The sequence below is a fragment of the Pseudomonas sp. FP215 genome, assembly GCF_030687795.1.
GTDB classification, from domain to species: Bacteria; Pseudomonadota; Gammaproteobacteria; order Pseudomonadales; family Pseudomonadaceae; genus Aquipseudomonas; species Aquipseudomonas salmasensis.
Genome location: NZ_CP117447.1, coordinates 1,133,620 through 1,154,267 on the forward strand (window position 1 = coordinate 1,133,620; position 20,648 = coordinate 1,154,267).

Here is a 20,648-nt window from a genome sequence, read left to right on the forward strand (position 1 = left end):
TAACAACAACAAACAGGAGAGACCCCCCATGTTTGGCATGTCCCACGAGTCTTACCTGCTGCTAGATGCAGTAGTCACTATCATCGGGTTGATCGTACTGATCACCAAGTTCAAGGTGCACCCGTTCATTGCACTGATCATCGCGGCCGGTTTCCTCGGCCTGACCTCGGGCATGCCCGTGGACAAGATCATCAAGGCGTTCCAGGACGGTTTCGGCGGGGTGCTCGGCTTTGTCGGCATCATCCTCGCGCTGGGCACGATGCTCGGCAAGATGATGGCCGAGTCCGGCGGTGCCGATCAGATCGCCCAGACCCTGATCCGCGCCTTCGGCAAGGAAAAGGTCCAGTGGGCCATGATGTTCGCCGCGTTCCTGGTGGGCATCCCGCTGTTCTTCGAGATCGGCTTTGTGTTGCTGATCCCGCTGGTGTTTATCGTCGCCCGGCGTACCGGCGTGTCGCTGATCAAGATCGGCATTCCGCTGCTCGCTGGCCTCTCGGCGGTGCACGGCCTGGTGCCACCGCACCCGGGCCCGCTGCTGGCCATCGGCGTGTTCGGTGCCGATATCGGCAAGACCATCCTGTACGGCCTGATCGTCGCCCTGCCGACCGCCATCATCGCCGGCCCGATCTTCGGTACGTTCATCGCCAAGTACATCCCGGGTAACCCGTCCCAGGAACTGGTGGACCAACTGGCCCGCGAGACCGATAACAAGTCGCTGCCCAGCTTTAGCATCACCCTGGTCACCGTGCTGCTGCCGGTGTTCTTGATGCTGCTCAAAACCTTTGCCGATATCGCGTTTGCCGAAGGCAACGTGGTGCGCAACTGGATGGACATGATCGGCCACCCGATCACCGCACTGTTGCTGGCCTTGCTGTTGTCGCTGTACACCTTTGGCCATCGCCAGGGCATCCACTCCAAGCAGATCCTCAAGCTGCTCGACGCCAGCCTTGCGCCGACCGCCGCGATCATCCTGATCATCGGTGCCGGTGGCGGCTTCAAGCAGATGCTGGTGACCAGCGGCGTGGGGGACGTGATCGGCCATATGGCGGTGAACGCGCAGATCAACCCGATCCTGCTGGCGTGGCTGGTGGCGGCGGTGATTCGCGTGGCGACCGGTTCCGCCACGGTCGCGACCATTACTGGCGCAGGCATTGTGGTGCCGGTGGTGGGCATGATCCCTGGGGTTAACCGTGAGTTGCTGGTGCTGGCGACGGGCGCGGGTTCGTTGATCCTGTCTCACGTCAACGATGCGGGGTTCTGGCTGGTCAAGCAGTACTTCAACATGACCGTGGCCGAGACGTTCAAGACCTGGACGGCGATGGAGACCATTCTGTCGATCGTGGCGCTGATCTTCATCATGTTGCTGTCGTTGGTGGTGTAAGCCACACCCCAAAGCAAGAGTGGGAGCTGATCAAATGTGGGAGCTGGCTTGCCTGCGATAGCTGTAGTGAATCCAACACTGCCATCGCAGGCAAGCCAGCTCCCACATTGATTGGGTTTCTTCAGGTAAGGCAGGTCAGGCTTTGCTGACCAACCCATCCGCCCTGAACATCCCGCGAATCCCGCGCACGGCCTGGCGAATCCGGTCCTGGTTTTCGATCAGCGCAAAGCGCACATGATCGTCGCCATACTCACCAAAGCCGATCCCCGGCGACACACACACCTTCGCTTCCAATAGCAGTTTCTTGGCAAACTCCAGCGAGCCCATGGCCGCGTACTGCTCGGGAATCTTGGCCCAGACATACATCGACGCCTTCGGGTTCTCCACCATCCAGCCCAGCTCATGCAGGCCTTTGACCAGCACATTGCGGCGCTGGCGGTACTGCTCGGCGATGTCTTTGACGCACTGTTGGTCGCCTTCCAGCGCCGCAATTGCCGCCACTTGCAGCGGGGTGAAGGTGCCGTAGTCGTGGTAGCTCTTGATGCGCGCCAGGGCGTTGACCAGTTCCGGGTTGCCCACCATGAAGCCAATGCGCCAGCCAGCCATGTTGTAGCTCTTGGACAGGGTGAAAAACTCCACCGCAATGTCCTTGGCGCCGGGCACTTGCATGATCGAGGGGGCTTTCCAGCCGTCGTAGACGATGTCGGCGTAGGCCAGGTCGTGCACCACCAGTACGTCGTACTGCTTGGCCAGGGCGATCACCCGTTCGAAGAAGTCCAGTTCCACACACTGCGCGGTCGGGTTGGACGGGAAGCCGAGGATCATCATCTTCGGCTTGGGGATCGAGCCGCGAATCGCGCGCTCCAGCTCAGCGAAGAAATCCACGCCGGGTATCAGCGGCACCGAACGCACCTGGGCGCCGGCAATCACTGCGCCGTAGATATGAATCGGGTAGCTGGGGTTGGGCACCAGTACGGTATCGCCCTGGTCCAGGGTGGCCAGCATCAAGTGCGCCAGGCCTTCCTTGGAACCGATGGTCACGATGGCTTCGGACTCCGGGTCGATATCTACCGCGTAACGGTCCTTGTACCAGCGCGAAATCGCCCGGCGCAGGCGCGGAATACCTTTGGAGGTGGAGTAGCCGTGGGTGTCTTCACGCTGGGCGACGGTGACCATTTTCTCCACGATATGAGGAGGCGTGGCGCCGTCAGGGTTACCCATGCTCAAGTCGATGATGTCTTCGCCGCGCCGACGCGCAGCCATCTTCAGCTCGGCAGTGATATTGAAAACATACGGGGGGAGTCGATCTATGCGCGCAAAGCGGCGCGGCGAACCTTGGTCTGCCATTGTTGCCTCGAGGTACGTAAGCGCCCGGAACCGTCCGAGCGACGTCGGCCACTGCGGTGGCCTGCGGGGCAGACAATACGGGCGATGATGGCCAGTTGTCTAGATGCGTAGGAAATTTTTCTACATGGAGTGCAACGCAGATATGCCCCTATACTCGATGCGGGTTTGTTCCCTCATAAGAAGGAGACTGTTCGTATGGATCAGCAGACAAAAAAACCGTTGGAGTTACGCTTGGAAGCCGGCAAAGCCCTGGTGATCGCCGGGGTGCAAGGGCGATATTCGAAGGCCACCGTGGGCGATATCCCACGGCTGTGGGAGTTGTTCGATACCTGTATCAAATACCTCAAGAAGCGCGTCGGCGGTGTGACCTACGGGGTGTGCCATAACCCGCACCACGGCGAATTCGATTACCTGGCAGGGGTTGAAGTCCCGGCTAAAAAGGATGTGCCGAGCAATTTCGAGTACATCGAAATCCCGCCGCTCAACTATGCCGTGTTCCCCCACTACGGGCCGGTGCAGGCGCTTGAGCAAACCTACGAGCGCATCATGTTTGAATGGCTGCCGCATTCGGGCTACAAGGTCATGGGCGCAGATTTCGAGCGCTACAGCGCGGATTTCGATGCCAGGAAGGGCACGGGGACGGTGGAAATCTGGCTGCCGATCGGGGAGCGGGGCTGACACTGCACCGGATGTCACGTAAACAGAACATGTTTACGTGACATTGCCGCTATGGATCAAACCTGAAACTCAACCGGCGCTCATACCCCACGCGGCCCTTGTACGCCTCACCGCGATCCACCCATCCCGCCCCCAGGTACAACCCCATCGCCGCCAGGTTGTGGGTATCCACCGACAACTCCAACCCCTTGATCTGCGGCCACGCCTCACGCGCCACGGCGGGCAACGCCTGCAAACACACCTTGCCGTATCCACGCCCCTGCTGATGCCGGTCTACCTGTAGCGCGTGGAGCGTGGCGCTGTGTTCATCGGCCCAATGAGGCAGGCACGGTGGGCGCTTGAGCAGCAGGAACGCCACGGGAAGGTCATCGGCCAACAGCGCAAAGCCCTTGACCCCAGGGCTTGGCTTGGCGAGCAGAGTGTTGAGCGCGCAATACATATCACCGCAAAACGGCAGTTGCTCAGGGTGAACTTCGATGGCGCCGACGTGCTGTTGTTGCACAGCGTTCAGCGCCTCGTAGGCAACGAGGCGGGTTTGCATGGGGCTGTCCGAACGGCTGCAAGGGAAGTGGCAGTTTATCGGGTTTGGGCCACGGGAAATTATTTTTCAGGGGGATGTCGATTTCCCTTCGGGCCATTCGACTAAGGATGTCTTCCGTGATTTTCCACCCCAAGGAGTCATCGCCATGAGCACTGCAATCAAGAGCTTGATCGAGCAATGGAAACACGCCGTTGTCAGCCGCGATATCGACCAGATTGTCAGCTTTTACGCCGACGATATCGTCTCGTTCGACGCGGTAACCGCCTTGCAATTCAAGGGCAAGGCGGCCTACCGCGCGCACTGGGAAGCGTGTATGGAGCACTGCCCCGGCCCCGGCATCTTCGAGTTTCATGAACTGCATGTCGTCGAAGCGCCAGACAGCGCATTCGCCCATTGGCTGGCCCATTGCGGCGGTGCCGGGCCGGACGGTGAGGTGAAGGCCTGCTGGATGCGCGTCACCGCTGGCTACCAGCGCATCGATGGCCAATGGAAGGTGGTGCACGAGCACTGGTCGGCACCGTTTGATATGCAAAGCGGCACGGCGTTGTTCGACCTGAAACCTTGAGCACCGCGAACTATAGTCAGTAGTCCGAAAACGGAGAACGCCATGAAATACCTGTGCCTTATCTACAGCGACGAGCAGGTGTTGCACACCTCGCCCGACAGCCCCCATGACTCGGAATGCCTGGCCTACGCCGAGGCCATCCAGGCCAGCGGGCGCATGCTGGCCGCCGAGCCGCTGGAGTCGGTGACCACCGCCACTACCGTGCGCATGCGCAACGGCAAGCTGTCGATCACCGACGGGCCGTTTGCCGAAACCAAGGAGCAGCTCGCCGGGTTCTACCTGATCGACGCCAAGGACCTCAATGAAGCGCTCCAGGTGGCGGGCGGCATTCCGGCGGCCCGGGTCGGCAGTGTGGAAGTGCGCCCCGTGCGCCAATTGGATCTCTCAACACAATAATCAAAAGACGTGAGGAGGTTTCCCCGTGAACACTCAACCCGCTGAATGTGAACTGTCCAGCAAGCCCACGAGGCCATGGGGCTTTCATGACGGCTGGGGCCAGAGCCTGGACCGCCTGGTGAAGTGGGTGGCCGAGGGCATGGTCGATTGACCGCGCAGATCGACGCCATTTACCGCAGCGAATCACGCCGCGTGCTCGCGACGTTGATTCGCGTGCTGGGGGATTTCGACCTGGCCGAGGAGGCGCTGCACGAGGCGTTTTTTGTCGCCGTGCAGCGCTGGCCCGAGGATGGCGTGCCGGATAATCCTCGGGCGTGGCTGGTGTCCACCGGCCGCTTCAAGGCCATCGACCGCCTGCGGCGCCAGTCGCGGTTTACCCCGTTACTGGAGGAGCAGGCCGACGCGCTGGAAGCCGCGCCGTGGAGTGATGAAGACGTGGAAGACGACCGCCTGCGCCTGATGTTCACCTGCTGCCACCCGGCGTTGGCAGCCGACGCCCAGGTTGCGCTGACCTTACGCGAGATCTGCGACCTGAGCACCGAGGCCATCGCCCACGCTTTTCTTGCCACGCCCACCGCCATTGCCCAACGCATCGTGCGCGCCAAGGGCAAGATCCGTGAAGCGAAAATCCCCTATCAAGTGCCGTCCCGCGCCGAATTGCCCGAACGGTTGGACAGTGTGCTGCGGGTGATTTACTTGGTGTTCAACGAGGGCTATTCGGCCTCAGCGGGTGCCGACCTCACCCGTGAAGACCTGACCCTGGAGGCCATTCGCCTGGGCCGTTTGCTGCTGGAGTTGTTGCCCGAGCCGGAAGTCATGGGCTTGCTGGCGTTGATGCTGCTGCACGAGTCGCGCCGGCCCGCCCGCACTTCTGCCAGCGGCGAACTGGTGCTGTTGGACGCTCAGGATCGTACGCTTTGGGACAGCGCCTTGATTGCTGAAGGCTGTGCACTGGTGGAGCAGGCGCTCACCACGCGGCGCTTTGGACCGTATTGTCTGCAGGCGGCGATTGCCGCCGTACACGCCGAGGCGCCCAATGCGGGGCAAACCGATTGGCGGCAGATTGTCGGGCTCTACGATGTATTGCTCAGGGCTGTGCCGTCGCCGGTGATCGAGTTGAACCGTGCGGTCGCGGTGGCGATGGAGCAGGGGCCGTTGGCGGGGTTGGCGCTGGTAGACGACCTATTGCAGCGCGGTGAGCTGCAGGACTACCACTTGGCGCATTCGGCGCGTGGGGAGTTTTGCCGGCAGTTGGGGCGGTTTGACGAAGCCCGCAGCGCGTACGAAAAGGCCTTGGCCCTGACCCAACAGGCGCCAGAAAAACGCTTCATCACGGGACGCCTCGCCGAACTCAATTCCCCCAGACAGTGACGATCCAAATGTAGGAGCGAGCTTGCTCGCGAGAAACTCACCGACGCCGCGTTTCTTCAGGAAGCACGCGTTATCGTTGACGTTCTTCGCGAGCAAGCTCGCTCCTACAGGCTCATTCCAGCATCTTGCCCAGCAACCAACTCCCCGCAGGCCCCGGTGGCTGTTGCCGCGACCACAACGCATCCACCGCCACCGAGCGTGGCCAACTGCGCACCTTGAGTTCAACCAACTGGTTGCCGCCAAAGCGCTCCACCAGCCAGCGCGGAATCGGTGCCCAACCAAAACCCAATTGGGCCATTTCCATCAGCATCAGGTAACTCGGTGCCGACCATACGCGCTGGGTGCTGCGGTTTTCATTGGGGCTGATGATGCTCGCCAAGCGCAGCTCCCGGTGTTGTTGCAGGGTGTGCGGGGTAACCTTTTCCAGGCTCGCCAACGGGTGTTTGGGCGAGACGAACAGCGCGATCTCCGTGCGTTCCTCCACGGGGGAAAACGTCAAGTCCGGCGGGTAGACTTCCTGTTGCTCGATAAACGCGATCTGCGCCCGGCCACTTTGCACCAGCGCGATCAGGTCTTCGCATTCCGCGATCAGGCATTCCAGCTCAAGGTCCGGGTAGCGTTGTTCGAAGGCGGTGAGGGCGACCTCGAACCGATCGGATTGGTAAGTATCGGACATGGCGATACTCAGCTTCGGCTCCAGGCCTTGCGATAACTGACTGGCCGCCAGCTCCAGGCGGCTACTGGCTTCCAGCACTTGCTCAGCCCGTTGCAGCAAAACATGCCCCGCAGGCGTAAGGGTCGGTTTGCGGCTGCTGCGGTCAAACAGCACCACGTCCAAGTCGATCTCAAGGCTGGCCACCGCCGCGCTCACGGTGGACTGGCTCTTGCCCAGCTTGCGCGCCGCTGCAGAAAACGAGCCTTGGGTGGCCGCCTGGACAAACGCCTGGAGCACTTCATGGGAGGCCATGACTATCGCCTTGATCGATGGTTATTGGTTATGAAGTATCGAGACAAAGCCTGATCATGGCAACCATCGTCACTCACGGAGCCGGGTCATGACCCCTACCAAATCCCTTACTGAACGCGTTTTTCAAGCCCTTGGTTTCGAAGGGCTGGCCTTGTTGATCTGCACGCCACTGCTGGTGTGGATCACCGGCCGGCCGGCGCTGGAGATGGGCGCAGTGACCTTGGGCATCAGCCTGTTGGCACTGAGCTGGAACGTGGTATTCAACAGCCTGTTCGACCGCCTTAAAACCCGCCTGCAACTGGCCAACGGCAGTTGGACCCGTGTGCTGCATGCGCTGCTGTTTGAAGGTGGCCTGATCCTCTTGGCGGTGCCGTTGATTGCCGCCTTGATGAAGATCAGCCTGTTGGAAGCCTTCATCCTCGACATTGGTGTGTTGTTGTTCTTCCTGCCGTACACCTACGTGTACCACTGGGGTTACGACGTGTTGCGCGAGAAATTTGCCGGTAAAACCCCAGCCACCCTGTAGGAGCGAGCTTGCTCGCGAAGATCGCCAACGATAACGCGGAGCCTTTGGAAACACGCGGCGCTCTTGAGTTTTTCGCGAGCAAGCTCGCTCCTACAGAGGAGGCCGCCGTTTAGAGGAACATCCCGCCCGACGCCTCGATCCGCTGGCCGGTGATCCAGTGGCTGCCATCGGCCAGCAAAATCGAAATCGCCCCGCCAATATCGTCCGGCAAGCCAGCGCGGCCCAGGGCGGTGTTGTTGGCCACCATCGCATTCACGTCGGTGTTATCGCGTACCGCGCCGCCGCCGAAGTCGGTGGCAATCGCACCCGGTGCCAGGGTGTTCACGGTAATCCCCCGTGGGCCGAGCTCTTTAGCCTGGTAGCGCGACAACACTTCCACCGCGCCTTTCATGGACGCGTAGGCCGCATAACCCGGCAGGCTGAAGCGCGCCAGGCCGCTGGAGATATTGATGATGCGCCCGCCGTCGTTGATCAACGGCAGCAGTTTTTGCGTGAGAAAAAACGGCGCCTTCACGTGGATCGCCACCAACTGGTCAAACTGGGCTTCGGTGGTCTCGACAAAGCTTGCGTGGGTGCCGACTCCGGCGTTGTTGATCAGGAAATCGAAGCGATCCACGGCGAACACATCCTTGAGCAACTTACCGATCTGGCCAACGAATGCATCGAAGGTCGCGCTCTGGCTTACATCCAGTTGCAGCATGGCGGCGCGGCCACCCAAAGCCTCTACTTGGGCAACCACGGCTTGGGCTTCGGCCGCTGCGCTGTGGTAGGTACCGATGATGTCGATGCCTTGCGCAGCCAGGTGCAGAGCGGCGCTTTTGCCCAGGCCACGGCTGGCGCCGGTGATGAGTGCGATTTTACGGGTCATGGTGCAGTCCTCGAACGGGGTTAGTGGGACTGAGTGTATTTGTCCGCCCATTACGTGATAAACAGCGCTATAACGGAATCACTGGCCGGATAAGGCGAACAATCCATGAACAAGCTAGAGCTACTGCGTACCTTTGTGCGAGTGACGGAATTGTCGAGTTTCACGAAGGCCGGTGAAAGTCTCGGCCTGCCGCGCTCCACCGTGTCCGAGCATGTGCAGGCGCTGGAAGAACTGCTGGGCGCACGGCTGTTACAACGCACCACACGCAAGGTGCAGGCGACCCAGGATGGTCGTGTGCTGTACGAACGCAGCAAGGACCTGCTGGCGCACATGGAGGAACTGGAGGGCTTGTTTCGCCAGGATGAAACTCAACTGGCCGGGCGCATAAGGGTGGACATGCCCAATGTCATGGCGCGCAGCGTGATCTTGCCGAACCTGCCCACCTTCATGACGCGCCACCCACTGATCGACATGGAGATCAGTTGTTCGGACCGCCAGGTGGACCTGATCGCCGAAGGGTTCGACTGCGTGGTGCGCGTCGGCGCCCAGCCCGATCAAACCGTGGTAGCGCGGCGGGTGTGCAGCATGCCGATGGTCAACTGCGCGAGCGCGGCGTACCTGCAACGGTATGGCGTGCCCGAAACCCTGGCAGACCTGGCGCATCACCAGTTGGTGCATTACGTGCGGCCACTGGGCGCACGCTCGGCCGGGTTCGAATACCTGGTGGGCAACAAGGTGCAACGGTTACCGATGGCAGGCCGGGTGACGGTCAACAGCACCGACGCCTATCAGTCGGCGTGCCTGGGCGGGTTTGGCATCACCCAGGTGCCGCAGCTCGGCATACGCGACTTGTTGGCCAGCGGCGAGTTGGTGGCGGTGTTGCCCGACTACCAGGCGCCGCCCCTGGATGTGTCGTTGTTGTACGCCGGCCAGCGGCATTTGCCATTGCGAGTGCGGGTGTTCATGGACTGGTTGGCCGCCACCCTGCAAGCCCATCTCTAGCGGCGCGCCGACAACTGCTGCGGTGCCAGGAACGCGTCGTGGAAGTAGTCCCGGAACGCTTGCATCGCCGGGGTAAACGCGCGCTCGCGGTGCCAGGCCAGGCCGACGCTCATGGGCGTGACCGGGTCGGTGACGGTCAGGGTTTCGATGCGCTTGCCTTCCAGGGACCAGGGCCGGTGCACCAGGTCTGACAGGATCGCCACGCCGCTGCCGTTGGCAACCATGCTGCGCACCGCCTCCACGGAGCTGGTGCGCAGACGCACCTTGGGGGTTTGCCCGGCCTGTTCCCAGTAGCGCATGGCGCTGTGTTCGGCTTCATCGACGGTGAGCAAAATGTAGGGTTCTTGGGCCACGTCCGCCAGGCTCACGGCACCGCGTTCGCACAATGGGTGATGGCTGGGCAGCCACAGGCGGCGCTCGGAGTTGAATAGAATTTCCGAGACGATATCGGCGTGGGTGAGGTTGGCGGTGAGCACCACGGCCATGTCGAACTGGCCGTCGAGCAGGCCCTGTTCGATGGCCTGGCGTTCCTGTTCGAACACCTCGATGGTCACGTCCGGATGCCAATGCTCCATGCGCTGTAAATGGTGCGGCAGGAAATAACCCAGCACGGTGTAACTGGCCGCCACCCGCAGCACGCCGCTGGCGCGGTAGTCCGGCAACGGGCTGTTGAGGGCGTCGTCCACGCTGCGCACAATCACATAGGCACGGTTGAGAAAATGCCGCCCGGCATCGGTGAGGTTCATGCCCTGGGCCGAGCGCACAAACAGCTGCACGCCGAGCATGGCTTCCAGCTCCTTGATCGCCGTGGTCACCGCCGATTGGGAAATATTCAAGTGAATCGCCGCCTGGGAAATCTGGCCAATCTCGGCGGTGGCGACGAAGTAGCGAACCTGGCGCAAGGTGAGGGACATGAGCGATATCTGATTTTCAGAAGATGGGCCATCTGATAATAGATCTTCCCAAGGGGTCAAGCCCCAGCCTACTTTGCGGGCATCACCTTTGGCGGAGCGACCTCGATGCAGGCAGTGGATTTCAATTCAGACATGGGCGAAGGCTTTGGCCCCTGGACCATCGGCGACGGCGTTGACGCAGAGCTGATGGCCTACATCAGCTCGGCCAATATCGCTACCGGCTTTCACGCCGGCGACCCCGGCACCATGCGCCGCACTGTCGAGCGCGCCAAGCAACTGGGGGTGGCCATCGGCGCGCACCCAGGCTTTCGTGACCTGGTGGGTTTCGGTCGCCGACATATCAACGCACCGGCTCAGGAACTGGTGGACGACATGCTCTACCAGCTCGGTGCCTTGCGCGAAATAGCCCGCGCCCAAGGCATGGCCTTGCAACACATCAAGCCTCACGGCGCGCTGTACATGCACCTGGCCCGCGATGAAGAAGCTGCGCGGCTGTTGGTGCAAAACCTGCAGATCATCGAGCCCACGCTGTTGCTGTACTGCATGCCCAACTCGGTGATCTGGCGCATTGCCAAGGAACTGGGGCAGCCGGTGGTGCGCGAGTTCTATGCCGACCGTGAATACGACCTGAGCGGCTCCATCGTGTTTACTCGCAATGTGCGGGCGCTGGACCCCGCCACGGTTGCCGCGCGGGTCTTGCGCGCCTGCCAGACCGGCCTGGTGCGTACCGTCGAAGGCGAAGACCTGGCCATCGAGTTCGATTCCATCTGCCTGCACAGCGACACCCCTGGCGCCCTGGATCTGGTGGAGGCCACCCGTGCAGCCCTGGACCAGGCGGGTATCGACGTCAGAACACCCCAATAAGATCCACCCCTTACTTTTTTGCCTGCCTTTCTACAATGATTCCAAGAGGAACAGACATGGCTGAAACGTCCCCCATCCGCTATAGCTTCGGCGGTGATGAACACCTGTTTGCCGAGGTCAGCGACAGCATGTCCCTGGAGGCTTTTTTCAAGGGCATGGCGGTGACCCGCGCCGTGGAGCGCCTGGCGCTGGAAGGCGTACTGGATGTCTGCCTGGCCAATGCATCGTTCCAGATTCGCTTCGACCCCGACCGCATCGCCCCTCACGCGCTGCTCGACGCCGTGCAAAGCGCCGAAGCCCAGGCCGTGGCCGAACGCACCTTGCGCACGCGCATCATCGAAATCCCGGTGCTCTATAACGACCCCTGGACTCACGAAACCCTGATGCGCTTTCGTGACCGCCACCAAGACCCCAGCGGCACCGACCTGGAATACGCCGCACGCATCAATGGCCTGGCCGACGTAAACGCGTTCATTGCCGCCCACAGTGGCGCGCCGTGGTTTGTGTCGATGGTGGGGTTTGTCGCGGGCTTGCCGTTCATGTTCCAGATGGTCGAACGCGAGCGGCAATTGCAGGTGCCCAAGTACCTGCGACCACGCACCGACACACCGAAACTGACCCTGGGCCATGGCGGCTGCTTTGGCTGTATCTACTCAGTGCGAGGGGCGGGCGGTTACCAGATGTTCGGCGTCACCCCGGCACCGATCTACGACCCGGCGCAGCAGTTGGCGTACCTCAAGGCGCACATGGTGTTCTTCCGCCCCGGCGATATCGTGCAGTTCAAGCCGATAGACCGCGAGGCTTATGACCTGGCGGTCGCCGAGGTGGACGCGGGGCGTTTCGACTTGCGCATTCGCCCGGTGGAATTTTCCCTGGATGCCTTTCTCGCCGACCCCATCGGCTATCCGAAAACCCTGCAGGAGGCGCTGGCATGATCAAGGTCCTCAAACCTGGCCTCGCCACCTCCGTGCAGGACCTGGGCCGTGAAGGTTATTACCACTTGGGCATCCCACCGTCGGGGGCGCTGGACCAATACGCGTTGAGTGCGGCCAACCACCTGGTGGGCAACCCCATGGGCGCGGCGGGCCTGGAATGCACGCTGATCGGACCGGAGCTGGAGTTCCAGCAGGACGCGCTGGTGGCCTTGAGCGGCGCCTTGATGTCGCCGCGCCTGGACGGCGAAGTGGTGCACCAAGACACCGCTTTTGCCGTGCGCGCCGGGCAGGTGCTGCGGTTCGAATTTCCCAAGGCCGGCGCACGCACTTATCTTGCCGTCGCCGGCGGTATCGACGTGCCGTTGGTGCTCGGCAGCCGCTCCACCTACACCCTCGGTGCCCTCGGCGGGTTTAATGGCCGGCGCTTGCAGGAGGGCGATCAATTGCCGATCGGTACCGCCAGCGGTACCGGGCGTGCGGGCAATAGCTTGCCGATGGCGTTGCGGCGTTCGGTCGGCGGCGATGTGACCTTGCGGGTGGTGCCGGGGCTGTATTACGAGCGCTTGACTGACGAGGCCAAAAGCAGTTTTTTTGCCGAACCGTGGACGGTGGGCTCCGAGGCCGATCGCATCGGCTATCGCTTCAAGGGCGGCAGCGCGTTGAGCTTCCAGCCACGGGAACAGCCGTTTGGCGCGGGCTCCGATCCGTCCAACATCGTCGACAGTTGCTACCCGATTGGCTCGATTCAAGTACCGGCGGGGCTGGAGCCGATTGTGCTGCACCGCGATGCGGTGTCGGGCGGTGGCTACGCAATGATTGGCACGGTGATCAGCGCCGACCTGGACTTGATTGGGCAGATGCAGCCCAACCAGCGAGCGGGGTTTGTGGCGGTAAGCCTGGAGGAGGCCCTGGAGGCGCGGCGGGTATACAAGAAGCGGCTCAAAGCGATGGCTGGACTCTTCAATCACTGAACATACGCATAACCCCTGTGGGAGCAGGCAAGCCAGCTCCCACAGTTGGGGCTTATTTCAATTTGAGAATTTGCGAAAGGCCCAGCGCCCGGCGATCAAGGTGAAGGTGGCAACCAGTGCCACCAATATCCAGAAGCCTTCCGGGTCTTGAGACAGGGGCACCCCACCCACATTCATGCCAAAAAAGCCGGCAATGATATTGATCGGCAGCGCCAGCACCGTCACCACCGTGAGGGTAAACAATGTGCGGTTGCTCTGTTCATTGAGGTTGGCGGCGATCTCTTCCTGCAACAGCTTGATGCGCTCGCCCAGGGCGGTCAGGTCGTTGATGATCAGCGCAAACTCCTCGGTGGATTTGCGCAGCTCTTTCACGTCTTCCTTTTGCAGCCATTGCGGCGGGCGATTGAGCAGGCGCAGCAGCGAGCCCGGTTCCAGCGCCAGCAGGCGTTGCAGGCGCACCAGCACGCGGCGGGCGGCACCCAGTTCGGCGCGGTTGGTGGACAGGCGCGAAGACAACAGCTGATCTTCGATATGGTCGACGCTGATACTGGTCTTGCGCACGATCTGTGTCAGCACTTCGCCCTGGTCGCGCAGCAGGTGTACCAGCAGCTCCAACGGCGAGCGAAAGTGTTCGCCGGCCTTCACCGACGAGCGTAATTTATCCACCGAGTGCAACGGCTGCAGGCGTGCGCTCACCAGCAAGCGGCTGCGCGCGCACACCCACAGCGTGGAAATATCCGACGACACCATGCTGCTGAAGTTGAACACCACATCGTTGACCACCGCCAACAAGGCCGAGTCCACATGCTCGATGCGTGTGGAGCGCGAGCCCTCGTGCAGGGCTTCAAAAAACTCTTCCGGCAGCGACAAATGCGCCTGCATCCAGCGCTCGCAGGCGGCGTGGGCCAGGTTCAGGTGCAGCCACAGGAATTCTTCCGGGTCTGGCGGTTGCTGCAAGGCGGCGAGGGCTGTGGCGGAATCAATTTGTTGGCCTTTCTCGCCGGGGCGAAAACGAAAACCGTAAAGCAGGCCAAACAGATCGGAATCCTGGTGGGCGTGGTCGATGCTGTGGTTCATGGCGACTCGCAGAGAAAGGGCCTGTAGGACGTTTCACAGGTTCCCAGGCGAATCATTGCAAGGCGGTATGACGGTTATGTGACGGTTTGAGGCGCGCATAAAAAAACGCGCCACCCGAAGGTGGCGCGTTTTTTGGGGATACAACTCAGGTGTCTTGCTTGTTTTCCAGCACGGCACCGGTTTTGGCATCGAGCTTCACTTCAAAGCGCTTGCCGGTGGTATCGGTCAGGTCCACTTCGTAGACATACTGGTCGGCGACGCCGTGTTTGGTGTCCAGCTCAGTGTCAGTGATCGAAGCACCAGGGTGAGTTGCCACGGCTGCTGCGTTGAGCTTGTCGAAAGACATCACAGCGCCGGACTTGAGCAGGGCTTCGATATGATCCGGACGAACGTCAGCCTGGGCCAGGCCGGCGGTCAAAGTCAGGGCAGTAGCGGCGAACAGGGCAGTCAAGGTTTTCATAGTGTGTGTCCTTCTGGTTGAGCTGTTTAAGTGGCGCCAGATTAACCGGCGCAACTTAACTCATCCTTAATGGCTCACTGACACCAATGCTTTTAGTACTTATGGTCGTTGAGCAGGTCTTGCACGCTGGACGACGGCCAGCGCTTGTAGAACTTCAGCAGTTCGGCGGCGCGGTTGGTGAAGATGCCATCGACGCCGGCCTTCATGACTTTCTCGAAGTCCACCGGCTCATCCACGGTATACACATGCACCAGCAGGCCCTTGTCGTGGGTCAGCTTGTTCATTTCCGGCTTCACCAGGTCGGTGTAGCTCTGGTCGCCGTGGTCGGTCAATTCTGCCGACGGGCCGGTGCCGATGGCGCCAAGGCTTTTGGCTTCATCGACCCACTTTTCGAATTCAGCGGCGTCTTTGGGCTCTTGCTTGGCGTAGTAGGCGGCCTTGGTGGTTTCGCCAGACTCGGCGAAGGTCACTTTGGATTTGGGCTCGATACTGCCTTCACCCACCCACAACAGCAGGATTTTCGGGGTATTGGGCATTTCCTTCTGCAGCTCTTTGAGGCTGGCGGTTTCGAAGGTTTGCAGCACCACGCGGCCTTTGCCCTGGCCGACACCGGTGTTGCTCTTGCCCAGCTTGGAACCGGCGGAGCTCAGCCAGCCTTTGTCGAGCAGCTTGTTTTTCAGGTCGGCCTCTATACCCGGGAACTGCTTGGGCTCCTTGGTCTCGATGTACAGGCCGGGTTTGTGCGAGGGGTTGCCTTCGGCGATCTTGATGATGTCGTCCAGGCTCTGAATCTTCAGGCCGACGAAACCAGAGCGCGCGCGGTCCGGGTAGGCGGCGTTGAACCAGCTGCCGGCGTCGAGGGTTTGCAGTTCTTTCCAGGTGAACTCGTTGGCGGGCGCGTCTTTGCGCTCGGGGAATTTGGTGGCGACGTCGGTGGTGCGCTGCAGGTTGTTGTCGTGCAGGGCGAACAGCACGCCATCTTTGCTGCGTTGCAGGTCCAGTTCCAGGTAGTCGGCGCCCAGGTCGCGTGCAACCTTGTAGGCCGCGGCGGTGGATTCAGGCGCGTCGTAGGAAGCGCCACGGTGAGCGATCACGGCAGGGTAGGGGATGCCTTCGTTTGTCGCCAATTCGGCCGGGCTGACCGGCTCGGCAGCCTGTGCCTGGCCAAGGCCGAGCATCAGCGCCAGCAGCAAGGCGCTTTTGGAAAACGTGACAGGCATATGCGAAGTCCTTTCGTGGAGGTAACTTTGAGAAGGTGTCCTTTTTAACAATTGATTGCGAACGGCGCTATCACCAAACCGACATTAACGTGCGCACCGGCCAATTTTGTGGGCTTTTTTGCAGGGCGTTGCAGTATTCTTACGGGTAGCTGCCCCGTCAGAGGGTGGTATTTTCTGCCACGCGTGTAAACCATCTTTCCAGTCCCAGTGGGACTTTTCAGTGAGGTTTACCATGCGCATCACTTCCGAGCTTATCTGCCAGGCCGCCGACCAACTCCAGGGATTTGTCGGCCTCAACCGCAAGACCGGCCAGTACATCGTACGTTTCAGCGAAGACTCATTTGGCATGGACGTGGCTGATGACGGCATCATCCCTACAGCCGAGTTCGTCTGGCTGCCGGCCGCCGACCACACCATGACCCTGTGCCGAGCGCGCCTGCAGTTGTTGCTCGACCAGAATATCGACGACCGCATCAACATCACCGAGCCGCTACGCGTGTATATGCGCCGGGTAGAGATCCCGCAGATCAGCGCATTGCGTAGTTTGGTGAGTTAGTCGTCCGTCATTTTGCAAGCGATGACAAGCAAATGTGGGAGCTGGCTTGCCTGCGATGGCGGTCTGCCAGCCGACACTTATCTACCTGACACCCCGCGGTCAAAACTGTGGGAGCGGGCTTGCTCGCGAAGGCGGTCTGGCAGGCGACACAGTTGGATTGGGTACATATCCATTGCTGCGGTAACGGCCACTTAGGGTTCCGCTCTGACAGCGGGTCACTTTTGGAAAAGAGCCCCAAAAGTAACCAAAAGGGCTCTTGCCCCACCACTCGGCACCTCGCTTAGGCTCGGTGTGCCCGAACGCAGGCTTGAATCCGTGGGCCGCCGCCACGCGCCATCCATGGCGCGGGGCGGCTAACCCGGCGTCCTGCCGGGTTACCCACGAATTCAAGCCTGCGTTCGGCCAGCGTGGTTTAACGGGGCGCCTGAGATCAAGATCACAAGCAGATCAAGATCAAGAGCGGCTCGCTTCGCATCGTGGTTACCGTTGGCTGCTACAACCTACAAGATTGTGTAGATACCTATGGCCATCGCAGGCAAGCCAGCTCCCACAAGGGCAATATTTCAAGTGGGGAAGGTGTAGGCCCGCTCTACCTTGCACACCCGCGTGTGAAACGCTGCATACCAGGTGGCCCGCCCTTGCTCGCGCACCTGCCGATGCTCGGCCTGCTGTTTCCAGGCCAGGATCGCCGCCTCGCTGGTCCAATAGGACACGGTGATTCCCAGCCCATCCTCCCGCGCTGATTCCACTCCAAGAAACCCCGGTTGTTGCCTGGCCAGTTCCAGCATGCGTGTGGCGGCCTCGCCATAACCCAGGTCGGCGCCGGTACGCAGCGAGCTGAAAATCACCGCGTAATAAGGTGGGGCGGGTGTCTTGGCGATCATGCAGATACCTCCTGGCAGGCTTTGAGCAGCGCAATCGCCAGCGGCGGCGTGATGCCTTTGAGCGCGGCGCGTTCGGGCTGGAACAGGGTGGCGACGAAGAACGGGTGGTCGAGCAGTTCCACCGCGCGCAGGTCGCCCGCCGAATCGTGGCCGGTGGGAATCAGGTTGGCTTGCAGCAGGGCGTCGGCGAAGGTGGGGTTGATGCCGTAGCGGCAGCGGTATCCTTCGTGGATATCCAGGCTGCCGTAGGCCTGGGCAATGCGCGTATATGGGGCCAGGCGCACGGTGTCGCTCACTTCCACCAGGGAGCAGTCCAGCGGCGTGATGACGGCGCGCTCAGCATCCGGTACTAATTCGCCGTGCTGGGCATCGGCCCAACCGAGCACGTTGCGGGCATATTCCAGCACGGCATGTTGAAAACCGCCGCAGGTGCCGAGGAAAGGGCGACCTTGTTCGCGGGCAAAGCGGATCGCCCGCAGGGCGCCGTCGATATCGCGATAGGGGCTGCCGGGCACGCACCAGAAGCCGTCAAAATCGTACAAGGCAGAAGTGCAGGTGAGGGTGTCGGTGGCCAGCCATTGCACCTGGACGCTCAGGCCCAGGGCGTTGGCGGCCTGTTGCAGGGCCACGGGAATGGCCTGGTGGGCGGTCACATCGGGGTTGTAGTCACCGATCAGGGCAAGGTGCAGCGCGGGGGTTGGCATCGTGTACGTCCCATGGCTTGTGGTGGGTTGATACCCACTATAGATTGGCGCTCACGCAATCAATATTGGCGTTTGCCCACATGCTCAATGCAGCCACGCACTATCAAATCGACTACGCCGACCTGTCATTGATCCTGGCCCTGGTGCGCGGCGGCACTCTGGCGCGGGCGGCGGCGTTGCTGCGGGTGGATGTGTCCACGGTGTTCCGTGCGGTGCGGCGGCTGGAGGCGGCGCTGGGCCAGACCCTGTTTGAAAAAAGCCGTGCCGGTTATTTGCCCACCAGCCTGGCGAGCAACCTGGCACAACAGGCCGAGCGTGCCGAGCAGGCCCTGGAGGCGGCGCGCATTGGCGTGGAGCAGGGCGGTGAAGTGATCAGCGGCACCGTGCGCCTGACCTGCACCGACTCGGTGTTGCAAGGCTTGCTGTTGCCGGCCCTCGCGCAGTTCATGCCGGCCTACCCGGCGTTGACCCTGGAACTGAGCACCTCCAATGACTTCGCCAACCTCAGCCGCCGCGATGCGGATATCGCCCTGCGCCTGACGAAGGCACCGCCAGCGCATCTTGTCGGACGCTGCCTGGGGCCGGTGACCTATCAGGTGTGTGCCAGTGCCGACTATGCGCGCCAGCATGCAGGCCACGAGTGGGCCGACCTGGCCTGGATCGCGCCAGATGACTTTTTACCCGATCACCCCACCGTCATCTGGCGTCGTGAACATTTGCCGGGCGTGCGTCCCCGTTATCGGTGCAACAGCATGCAGTCGGTGACCGAATTGGTAAGGGCTGGATTGGGCGTGGCGGCACTGCCGGATTTTCTCATGGGCGATGGCCTGCAACCGCTGGGCCCTGCGCTGGCAGGGCACGATACGGCGCTGTGGTTGTTGACGCGGCCTGATTGCCGGGCGTTGCGCTCGGTGGTGACGCTGTTTGATGAGCTGGGGCGGCATGTGCGCTGGCTGCGAAGTTAACCTTCAGACAGCCAGCGCCAATGGGTCAGCGATTACCTCGCTCGTTTGCAAACGCGCTCACTGCCTGTACCGCCTCGCCGGTGCCTTCGCGAATTTGCAGGATCACCGTGCCGGCCTGGTTGGCCAGTTCCACACCTTGGGCGGCGCGGTCGCGGGTGGCGTCCATGCTGTCGATGGCTTGGCGGGTTTCGTCCTGGATCATGGCGATCATGCCGGAGATTTCGGCGGTGGAGCCGCTGGTGCGCGCCGCCAGTTGCCGCACTTCATCAGCCACCACGGCAAAGCCACGGCCCTGCTCGCCGGCGCGGGCCGCTTCAATAGCTGCGTTGAGGGCCAGCAGGTTGGTCTGGTCGGCAATGCCGCGAATGGTGTTGACGATGGCGGTGATCTGTTGCGAGCGCTCGCCCAGCTTGGCGATCAGTTGCGAAGAGGTGTCGATATCCACGGCAATTTCGCGCATGCCAGTGGCGGTTTTCTGAATCACCTCGGCGCCTTTTTCCGCCATCTCCTGGGTGTTCAACGACAGGTGATAAGCCTGTGCGGCGCTTTGTGCGTCGGCGGCATGCTGTAGCACGCGGGCGGTGACGTCCGAGGCGAACTTCACCACTTTGCACAGGCGCCCGCTGGCGTCGTACACCGGGTTGTAGTTGGCTTCCAGCCACACCACCTGGCCGTGTTTGTCCACCCGCTCGAACTGGCCATTGAACAGCTCGCCCTGGTTCAAGCGCTTCCAGAACTCGCTGTAGGCCGCACTGTTGGCCAGCTCCGGTGTGCAGAACAGGCGATGATGCTTGCCCTGGATCTGCGCCAGGCTGTAGCCCATGCGCTGCAGGAAATTGCCGTTGGCGGTGATGATGGTGCCGTCGAGGTTGAACTCGATCATCGCCATGGCGCGGTCGATGGCTTCGAGCTTGGCGTTGGCTTCACTTTCGGCCTGCAGGCGTGGGGTGACGTCCATGGCGTATTTCACCACTTTGATCACGTTCCCCGCTTCATCCCGTACCGGGTTATAGCTGGCTTCCAGCCACACCGAGGCACCGTTGGCGCCTACTCGTTCAAAGGTGCCCGACTGGAATTGGCCGTTGCGCAGGTGTGTCCACAGCTGGTTGTAATCCGCGCTGCGGGCGAACGCCGGGGTACAGAACATCCGGTGAGGCTGCCCCAGGATCTGTTCGGCGCGGTAACCCATGGTCTTGAAGAAGTTGTCATTGGCGCGCAGCACGGTGCCTTGCAGGTCGAATTCGATCACGGCCATGGAGCGCTCAATGGCGTCCAGCAGGCTGGTCTGTTGGGCAAGGCTGTGTTGCAGGGTACTGATGGTTTTCTTATGAGCGTGAAATAGCATGGTGGAGGGCTCGGGCATGCAAGCGTATGCGGGGTCCATGTATTTGCGCCTGACCCCGTAGGGCCCTTGGCCTTACGGTTGACTTGCTCATTGCCAGCTTCCTGATGCTGA

23 protein-coding genes and 1 pseudogene are annotated in these 20,648 nt (G+C 61.5%); 13 read left to right on the top strand and 11 right to left on the bottom strand.

Annotation, left to right across the window (positions count from 1 at the left end; all coding sequences use genetic code 11):
* The first annotated feature begins 28 nt into the window (after positions 1-28).
* Complete coding sequence (locus PSH76_RS05010; protein WP_305493673.1) at positions 29-1,381, top strand: GntP family permease; 1,353 nt, start codon at positions 29-31, stop codon at positions 1,379-1,381.
* A gap of 135 nt (positions 1,382-1,516) precedes the next feature.
* Here PSH76_RS05010 and alaC read toward each other — a convergent pair whose 3' ends face one another.
* A complete protein-coding gene (gene alaC / locus PSH76_RS05015; RefSeq protein WP_032895593.1) occupies positions 1,517-2,728 on the bottom strand; it encodes an alanine transaminase in 1,212 nt (403 codons plus the stop codon).
* Positions 2,729-2,923: 195 nt separating this feature from the next.
* On the opposite strand from alaC, the gene PSH76_RS05020 reads away from it, so the two are divergent.
* Positions 2,924-3,406: a GyrI-like domain-containing protein gene (locus PSH76_RS05020; RefSeq protein ID WP_138763658.1), complete on the top strand. Its 483-nt coding sequence runs from the start codon at positions 2,924-2,926 to the stop codon at positions 3,404-3,406.
* Positions 3,407-3,455: 49 nt separating this feature from the next.
* Here the strand turns inward: PSH76_RS05020 and PSH76_RS05025 are convergent, their stop codons facing one another.
* On the bottom strand, positions 3,456-3,947 hold the full coding sequence (locus tag PSH76_RS05025; protein ID WP_305493674.1) for an N-acetyltransferase: 492 nt from the start codon (positions 3,945-3,947) through the stop codon (positions 3,456-3,458).
* Between the two features lie 145 nt (positions 3,948-4,092).
* On the opposite strand from PSH76_RS05025, the gene PSH76_RS05030 reads away from it, so the two are divergent.
* From PSH76_RS05030 to PSH76_RS05045, 4 genes and pseudogenes are all read left to right on the top strand, one after another.
* Positions 4,093-4,512 (top strand): nuclear transport factor 2 family protein, encoded by a 420-nt coding sequence (locus PSH76_RS05030; RefSeq protein WP_054918266.1) that lies wholly within the window; start codon positions 4,093-4,095, stop codon positions 4,510-4,512.
* 42 nt (positions 4,513-4,554) lie between these two features.
* A complete protein-coding gene (locus PSH76_RS05035; protein ID WP_032895597.1) occupies positions 4,555-4,908 on the top strand; it encodes a YciI family protein in 354 nt (117 codons plus the stop codon).
* 57 nt (positions 4,909-4,965) lie between these two features.
* Positions 4,966-5,059, top strand: a pseudogene (locus PSH76_RS05040) (polyketide cyclase); the annotation flags it as partial.
* Positions 5,056-6,279 (top strand): RNA polymerase sigma factor, encoded by a 1,224-nt coding sequence (locus PSH76_RS05045; RefSeq protein WP_305493676.1) that lies wholly within the window; start codon positions 5,056-5,058, stop codon positions 6,277-6,279. The pseudogene PSH76_RS05040 and the gene PSH76_RS05045, both read left to right, overlap by 4 nt.
* 112 nt (positions 6,280-6,391) lie before the next feature.
* Here the strand turns inward: PSH76_RS05045 and PSH76_RS05050 are convergent, their stop codons facing one another.
* The gene (locus PSH76_RS05050; protein WP_305493677.1) at positions 6,392-7,246 is read right to left on the bottom strand and encodes a LysR family transcriptional regulator; all 855 of its coding nucleotides are present in this window, start codon (positions 7,244-7,246) and stop codon (positions 6,392-6,394) included.
* A gap of 88 nt (positions 7,247-7,334) precedes the next feature.
* Here PSH76_RS05050 and PSH76_RS05055 point away from each other — a divergent pair, with 88 nt between their 5' ends.
* Complete coding sequence (locus tag PSH76_RS05055; protein ID WP_098950552.1) at positions 7,335-7,772, top strand: multidrug/biocide efflux PACE transporter; 438 nt, start codon at positions 7,335-7,337, stop codon at positions 7,770-7,772.
* Positions 7,773-7,881: 109 nt separating this feature from the next.
* On the opposite strand, the gene PSH76_RS05060 is transcribed toward PSH76_RS05055, so the two are convergent.
* Positions 7,882-8,640 carry an SDR family NAD(P)-dependent oxidoreductase gene (locus PSH76_RS05060; RefSeq protein WP_032895602.1) on the bottom strand — a complete coding sequence of 253 codons (759 nt, stop codon included), beginning with the start codon at positions 8,638-8,640 and terminating at the stop codon, positions 7,882-7,884.
* 105 nt (positions 8,641-8,745) lie between these two features.
* Here PSH76_RS05060 and PSH76_RS05065 point away from each other — a divergent pair, with 105 nt between their 5' ends.
* Complete coding sequence (locus PSH76_RS05065) at positions 8,746-9,642, top strand: LysR family transcriptional regulator (RefSeq protein ID WP_032895603.1); 897 nt, start codon at positions 8,746-8,748, stop codon at positions 9,640-9,642.
* Here the strand turns inward: PSH76_RS05065 and PSH76_RS05070 are convergent.
* Entirely contained in the window at positions 9,639-10,556 is a 918-nt protein-coding gene (locus tag PSH76_RS05070) for a LysR family transcriptional regulator (RefSeq protein ID WP_032895604.1), read from the bottom strand. The two genes, PSH76_RS05065 and PSH76_RS05070, sit on opposite strands and share 4 nt — an antisense overlap.
* Before the next feature lie 105 nt (positions 10,557-10,661).
* Between PSH76_RS05070 and PSH76_RS05075 the strand changes: the two genes are divergently transcribed.
* Genes PSH76_RS05075 through PSH76_RS05085 form a run of 3 tightly spaced genes read left to right on the top strand, consistent with a single transcriptional unit; the run spans position 10,662 to position 13,326 of the window.
* Positions 10,662-11,420 (top strand): 5-oxoprolinase subunit PxpA, encoded by a 759-nt coding sequence (locus PSH76_RS05075; RefSeq protein ID WP_032895605.1) that lies wholly within the window; start codon positions 10,662-10,664, stop codon positions 11,418-11,420.
* Positions 11,421-11,476: 56 nt separating this feature from the next.
* Entirely contained in the window at positions 11,477-12,355 is an 879-nt protein-coding gene (locus PSH76_RS05080) for an allophanate hydrolase subunit 1 (RefSeq protein ID WP_032895606.1), read from the top strand.
* A complete protein-coding gene (locus PSH76_RS05085) occupies positions 12,352-13,326 on the top strand; it encodes a biotin-dependent carboxyltransferase family protein (protein ID WP_032895607.1) in 975 nt (324 codons plus the stop codon). The genes PSH76_RS05080 and PSH76_RS05085 overlap by 4 nt, the downstream gene beginning before the upstream one ends.
* A 57-nt stretch (positions 13,327-13,383) precedes the next feature.
* Here the strand turns inward: PSH76_RS05085 and PSH76_RS05090 are convergent, their stop codons facing one another.
* The 3 genes from PSH76_RS05090 to PSH76_RS05100 all read right to left on the bottom strand — a co-directional run bounded on the left by PSH76_RS05090 (position 13,384) and on the right by PSH76_RS05100 (position 16,083).
* Positions 13,384-14,403 (bottom strand): transporter, encoded by a 1,020-nt coding sequence (locus PSH76_RS05090; protein ID WP_003193678.1) that lies wholly within the window; start codon positions 14,401-14,403, stop codon positions 13,384-13,386.
* Between the two features lie 145 nt (positions 14,404-14,548).
* Complete coding sequence (locus tag PSH76_RS05095) at positions 14,549-14,863, bottom strand: PepSY domain-containing protein (protein ID WP_032895608.1); 315 nt, start codon at positions 14,861-14,863, stop codon at positions 14,549-14,551.
* A 92-nt stretch (positions 14,864-14,955) separates the two neighbouring features.
* A complete protein-coding gene (locus tag PSH76_RS05100; RefSeq protein ID WP_032895609.1) occupies positions 14,956-16,083 on the bottom strand; it encodes a glycerophosphodiester phosphodiesterase family protein in 1,128 nt (375 codons plus the stop codon).
* A gap of 232 nt (positions 16,084-16,315) precedes the next feature.
* Between PSH76_RS05100 and PSH76_RS05105 the strand changes: the two genes are divergently transcribed.
* A complete protein-coding gene (locus PSH76_RS05105; protein ID WP_032895610.1) occupies positions 16,316-16,639 on the top strand; it encodes a DUF2025 family protein in 324 nt (107 codons plus the stop codon).
* A 563-nt stretch (positions 16,640-17,202) separates the two neighbouring features.
* Here PSH76_RS05105 and PSH76_RS05110 read toward each other — a convergent pair.
* Together PSH76_RS05110 and PSH76_RS05115 are read right to left on the bottom strand one after the other, a co-directional pair.
* The gene (locus PSH76_RS05110; RefSeq protein ID WP_305493678.1) at positions 17,203-17,523 is read right to left on the bottom strand and encodes an antibiotic biosynthesis monooxygenase; all 321 of its coding nucleotides are present in this window, start codon (positions 17,521-17,523) and stop codon (positions 17,203-17,205) included.
* Positions 17,520-18,227 (bottom strand): CTP synthase, encoded by a 708-nt coding sequence (locus tag PSH76_RS05115; protein WP_305493679.1) that lies wholly within the window; start codon positions 18,225-18,227, stop codon positions 17,520-17,522. Before PSH76_RS05115 ends, PSH76_RS05110 begins: the two co-directional genes overlap by 4 nt.
* Positions 18,228-18,307: 80 nt before the next feature.
* Here PSH76_RS05115 and PSH76_RS05120 point away from each other — a divergent pair, with 80 nt between their 5' ends.
* Positions 18,308-19,192: a LysR family transcriptional regulator gene (locus tag PSH76_RS05120; RefSeq protein ID WP_138763522.1), complete on the top strand. Its 885-nt coding sequence runs from the start codon at positions 18,308-18,310 to the stop codon at positions 19,190-19,192.
* Positions 19,193-19,217: 25 nt separating this feature from the next.
* Here the strand turns inward: PSH76_RS05120 and PSH76_RS05125 are convergent, their stop codons facing one another.
* Complete coding sequence (locus PSH76_RS05125; RefSeq protein ID WP_098952624.1) at positions 19,218-20,537, bottom strand: PAS domain-containing methyl-accepting chemotaxis protein; 1,320 nt, start codon at positions 20,535-20,537, stop codon at positions 19,218-19,220.
* Positions 20,538-20,648: the final 111 nt, after the last annotated feature.